The sequence below is a fragment of the Streptomyces botrytidirepellens genome, from assembly GCF_003721215.1.
In the GTDB taxonomy this organism is placed as follows: Bacteria; Actinomycetota; Actinomycetes; order Streptomycetales; family Streptomycetaceae; genus Streptomyces; species Streptomyces himastatinicus.
This window is the reverse complement of sequence record NZ_RIBZ01000607.1, coordinates 1-4,183: the sequence shown is the minus strand read 5'-3', so window position 1 is coordinate 4,183 and position 4,183 is coordinate 1. Positions and strand designations below refer to the sequence as shown.

The following is a 4,183-nucleotide window of genomic DNA, read 5'->3' as shown; positions in this document are numbered from 1 at the left end:
CTCCCGCTCATCGCGGAACAAGGGGCCGCCCGGCCGGGCGGCCCCCCGGTCGCGGCCGGCGGCGTCGCCGGGTTCGCCGCCTGCGTGCGGCACGGTGGGCATGGGGCGAGTCTGCGCCGCTTCGGCCACCTCGTGCGCGGGACCCGCCGAAGAAGGGGGCACCTCCCAGCCGTAGCCGGGGGAGGTGCCCTGATCAGTCGGTCCCCAGAGTCCGGCGCGTGGTGGGGCCCCCCAGGAAGAGTCGTTCATCAGACCTCGAGCAGCTCGGCTTCCTTGTGCTTGAGCAGCTCATCCACCTGCGCGACGTACTTCGCGGTGAGGTCGTCGAGCTCCTTCTCCGCGCGCCGGCCCTCGTCCTCGCCGACCTCGCCGTCCTTGATCAGCTTGTCGATCGACTCCTTGGCCTTGCGCCGGATGCTGCGGATCGAGATCTTCGCGTCCTCGCCCTTGCCCTTGGCGACCTTGATGAACTCCTTGCGGCGCTGCTCGGTGAGCTCGGGGAACACCACACGGATGATGTTGCCGTCATTGCTGGGGTTGACGCCCAGGTCCGAGTCGCGGATCGCCTGCTCGATGTTGCGCAGCGCGCTCTTGTCGAACGGGGTGATCACGGCCATGCGCGGCTCGGGCACCGAGAACGACGCGAGCTGGTTGATCGGCGTCAGCGCACCGTAGTAGTCCGCCACGATCTTGTTGAACATCGCCGGGTGCGCACGCCCGGTGCGGATCGCGGCGAAGTCCTCCTTGGCGACCACAACGGCCTTCTCCATCTTCTCCTCGGCCTCGAGGAGGATTTCTTCGATCACCACTTGCTCCTGGTGTTATCCGTAAGCAGAGCCTCGCCCCTGCGTGCGTCTTCTCCTGCACGGTGTCCGACCGGCAGGCCGTTGTCCATCCCCCGAACGAGCCGTCAGGCCCGTGAGTCCTGGTCACTCACGAGCGTGCCGATCTTCTCACCCTTCACCGCGCGCGCGATATTTCCTTCGGCGGTGAGCTCGAAAACCAGGATCGGCAGCTTGTTGTCCCGGCAGAGGGTGATCGCGGTGGCATCGGCGACCTTGAGGTCCCGGGTGATCACCTCGCCGTACTCCAGCGCGTCGAACTTGACCGCGTCCGGGTTCCGCTTGGGGTCGGAGTCGTAGACCCCGTCCACCCCGTTCTTGCCCATGAGCAGCGCCTCGGCGTCGATCTCCAGGGCGCGCTGGGCGGCGGTGGTGTCCGTCGAGAAGTACGGCATGCCCATGCCCGCACCGAAGATCACCACGCGCCCCTTCTCCAGGTGGCGCACCGCGCGCAGCGGGATGTACGGCTCCGCGACCTGGCCCATGGTGATGGCGGTCTGGACGCGGGAGTCGATGCCCTCCTTCTCCAGGAAGTCCTGGAGGGCGAGACAGTTCATGACGGTGCCGAGCATGCCCATGTAGTCCGAGCGCGCCCGGTCCATGCCGCGCTGCTGAAGCTCGGCCCCGCGGAAGAAGTTGCCGCCGCCGATCACGATGGCGATCTCGGCGCCGTCGCGCACCACGGCGGCGACCTCGCGGGCGATGGCGTGCACGACATCGGGGTCGACCCCGAGTCCCCCGCCGCCGGCGAACGCCTCGCCGGACAGCTTCAGCAGGAAACGGCCGTGTCGGGCTGGGCCGTCCGCGTTCTTGTCGGCGGCCTGTTTGGCGTCCGCGCCGTGATTCATTGGAGATCTCCTCGTGCACATACGAAGAAGGCCACTGCCGGGTCCTGGTACGACCTCTGCGGCAATGGCCTCCTCGTCACATCTGCGGCCGACCGGTTGACGGTTGGCTGCCTACGACCCTATCGGTGTCGCCGGTGTTTCGCTGCTCGGCTCAGACGCCGACGCGGAAACGGGCGAAGCGGGTCAGGGAGACGCCGGCCTCGTCCAGGACCTTCTGGACGGACTTCTTGTTGTCCTTGGCGAACGCCTGGTCCACCAGGACGTTCTCCTTGAAGAAGCCGGTGACGCGACCCTCGATGATCTTCGGCAGGGCGGCCTCGGGCTTGCCCTCCTCGCGAGCGGTGGCCTCGGCGACGCGACGCTCGTTCTCGACGGTCTCGGCCGGGATCTCGTCACGGCTCAGGAACTTCGGCGCGAAGGCGGCGACGTGCTGCGCGACGTCCTTGGCGACCTCGGCGTTCTCCTTGTCCAGCTCGACCAGCACGCCGACCTGCGGCGGCAGGTCCGGGCTGGTGCGGTGCATGTACGCGGCGACGTAGCCGCCGGAGAACTGCGCGAAGCGGTCGAGGACGATCTTCTCGCCGAGGGTCGCGTTGGCCTCGTCCACGAACGCCTGGACGGTCTTGCCGGCCTCGATCTCGGAGGCGAGCAGGGCCTCCAGGTCGGCCGGGACGGTCTTGGCGACGTGGGCGGCGATGGCGTCGGCGACGGCCACGAACTTGTCGCCCTTGGCCACGAAGTCGGTCTCGCACTTCAGCTCGACCAGCACGCCGGAGGTGTTGTCGTCGGCGATGAGGGAGACGACGGCACCGTTCTCGGCGCTGCGGCTCTCGCGCTTGGCCACGCCCTTCTGGCCCTTGACGCGAAGGATCTCGACAGCCTTGTCGACGCTGCCCTCGGCCTCGTCCAGCGCCTTCTTGCAGTCCATCATGCCGGCGCCGGTGAGCTCGCGGAGCTTCTTGACGTCAGCGGCGGTGAAGTTCGCCATGATCTGTGAATCTCTTCTCGAAAGTCGAAAGCTCTACGGGTGAACGACGGGGGCGGTGCCGTCGCACCGTCCCCCGCCGTTGTACACCGTCTGAGTGGTCAGGCCTGCTCGGCGTCCGCGGCCGGGGCCTCGGCGGGCTTCGCGTCCTCGGCCGGGGCCTCGGCAGCGGCCTCGGCCGGCTTCTCGGCGGCGGCCTCGGCCGGCTTGGCCTCGGGCTCGTCGGCCTTCTTCTCACCCTCGAGCAGGTCGCGCTCCCACTCGGCCAGCGGCTCGCCCGCACCCTTGTCGGCCTTCTCGTCGCCGGTGGCGACGCCGGAACGGGCGATGAGGCCCTCGGCGACGGCGTCGGCGATCACGCGGGTGAGCAGCGTGACGGAGCGGATCGCGTCGTCGTTGCCCGGGATCTTGTAGTCGACCTCGTCGGGGTCGCAGTTGGTGTCGAGGATCGCGACCACCGGGATGCGGAGCTTGCGCGCCTCACCGACGGCGATGTGCTCCTTCTTGGTGTCCACGATCCAGACGGCGCTCGGCACCTTCTGCATCTCGCGGATACCGCCGAGGGTCTTCTCCAGCTTGGCCTTCTCGCGGGAGAGGACCAGGAGCTCCTTCTTGGTGAGGCCGGAGGCGGCCACATCCTCGAAGTCGATCTGCTCGAGCTCCTTCAGGCGCTGAAGGCGCTTGTAGACAGTCGAGAAGTTGGTCAGCATGCCACCCAGCCAGCGCTGGTTGACGTACGGCATGCCGACGCGGGTCGCCTGCTCGGCGATCGCCTCCTGCGCCTGCTTCTTCGTGCCGACGAACATGATGGAGCCGCCGTGGGCGACGGTCTCCTTGACGAACTCGTAGGCGCGGTCGATGTACGACAGCGACTGGAGCAGGTCGATGATGTAGATGCCGTTGCGCTCGGTGAAGATGAAGCGCTTCATCTTCGGGTTCCAGCGGCGGGTCTGGTGCCCGAAGTGGACGCCGCTCTCCAGCAGCTCCCGCATCGTGACGACGGCCATGGCCGTACTCCTTGAGGTACTCGGTTCCACGGCGGCCGGGCGGCCGCCGCTCCTGACGCCCCGGCGCGCCTGCCACGAACGAGGGCCCTGGTAGGGGGCTCGTCCGAGGACCGAGGGGCGCGGCCGCCGTGCTGCCGATACGTGCTCGGGGCGCGGGCGGCGGGGCGTGCGAAGTCGATCCGGTGACCCGGATCGCCATAAGAAGTGTACGGGACCCGTGCGGTGCCGGGTGACGGCGATATCCACAACCCGTGGGTAGTCCCCAGTTCGCGTCCATGATCCACCGGATGCGGCGATTGGCGTCACCGTGGGTGACATGCGACGGCTTGGTGCGGTGTGGGCTCTTGCCCTGTGCGTTCTGATGTTTCCCCTCCGGGCCCCGACCGCGGTGGCGGCCCCGGGTTCCGACGGCCGGTCATGGCCGGTGGCCGGGCCGGAGGGGGCGGTGCGCCCCTCGGTGCTGAGGGCGTGGCGGCCGCCGCCCGCGCCGTGGGCGGCGGG

4 protein-coding genes and 1 pseudogene are annotated in these 4,183 nt (G+C 68.7%); 1 reads left to right on the top strand and 4 read right to left on the bottom strand.

Annotated elements, in window-relative coordinates:
• Positions 1–248 precede the first annotated feature (248 nt).
• The 4 genes from frr to rpsB form a co-directional block, all read right to left on the bottom strand.
• Positions 249–806 (bottom strand): ribosome recycling factor, encoded by a 558-nt coding sequence (gene frr / locus EEJ42_RS33595; RefSeq protein ID WP_009714720.1) that lies wholly within the window; start codon positions 804–806, stop codon positions 249–251.
• A 104-nt stretch (positions 807–910) separates the two neighbouring features.
• Entirely contained in the window at positions 911–1,690 is a 780-nt protein-coding gene (gene pyrH, locus EEJ42_RS33590) for a UMP kinase (protein WP_123105825.1), read from the bottom strand.
• Between the two features lie 151 nt (positions 1,691–1,841).
• Positions 1,842–2,678 carry a translation elongation factor Ts gene (tsf, locus tag EEJ42_RS33585; protein ID WP_123105823.1) on the bottom strand — a complete coding sequence of 279 codons (837 nt, stop codon included), beginning with the start codon at positions 2,676–2,678 and terminating at the stop codon, positions 1,842–1,844.
• Between the two features lie 98 nt (positions 2,679–2,776).
• Positions 2,777–3,682, bottom strand: coding sequence for a 30S ribosomal protein S2 (gene rpsB, locus EEJ42_RS33580; RefSeq protein WP_123105821.1), 906 nt, complete (start codon positions 3,680–3,682; stop codon positions 2,777–2,779).
• 316 nt (positions 3,683–3,998) lie between these two features.
• Here rpsB and EEJ42_RS52005 point away from each other — a divergent pair.
• Positions 3,999–4,183 (top strand): annotated as a pseudogene (locus tag EEJ42_RS52005) (hypothetical protein); the annotation flags it as partial.

Excerpts from the sequence above, each read along its gene's own strand:
- pyrH (WP_123105825.1), bottom strand. The coding sequence starts at position 1,690 with ATGAATCACGGCGCGGACGCCAAACAGGCCGCCGACAAGAACGCGGAC.
- tsf (WP_123105823.1), bottom strand. The coding sequence starts at position 2,678 with ATGGCGAACTTCACCGCCGCTGACGTCAAGAAGCTCCGCGAGCTCACC.
- rpsB (WP_123105821.1), bottom strand. The coding sequence starts at position 3,682 with ATGGCCGTCGTCACGATGCGGGAGCTGCTGGAGAGCGGCGTCCACTTC.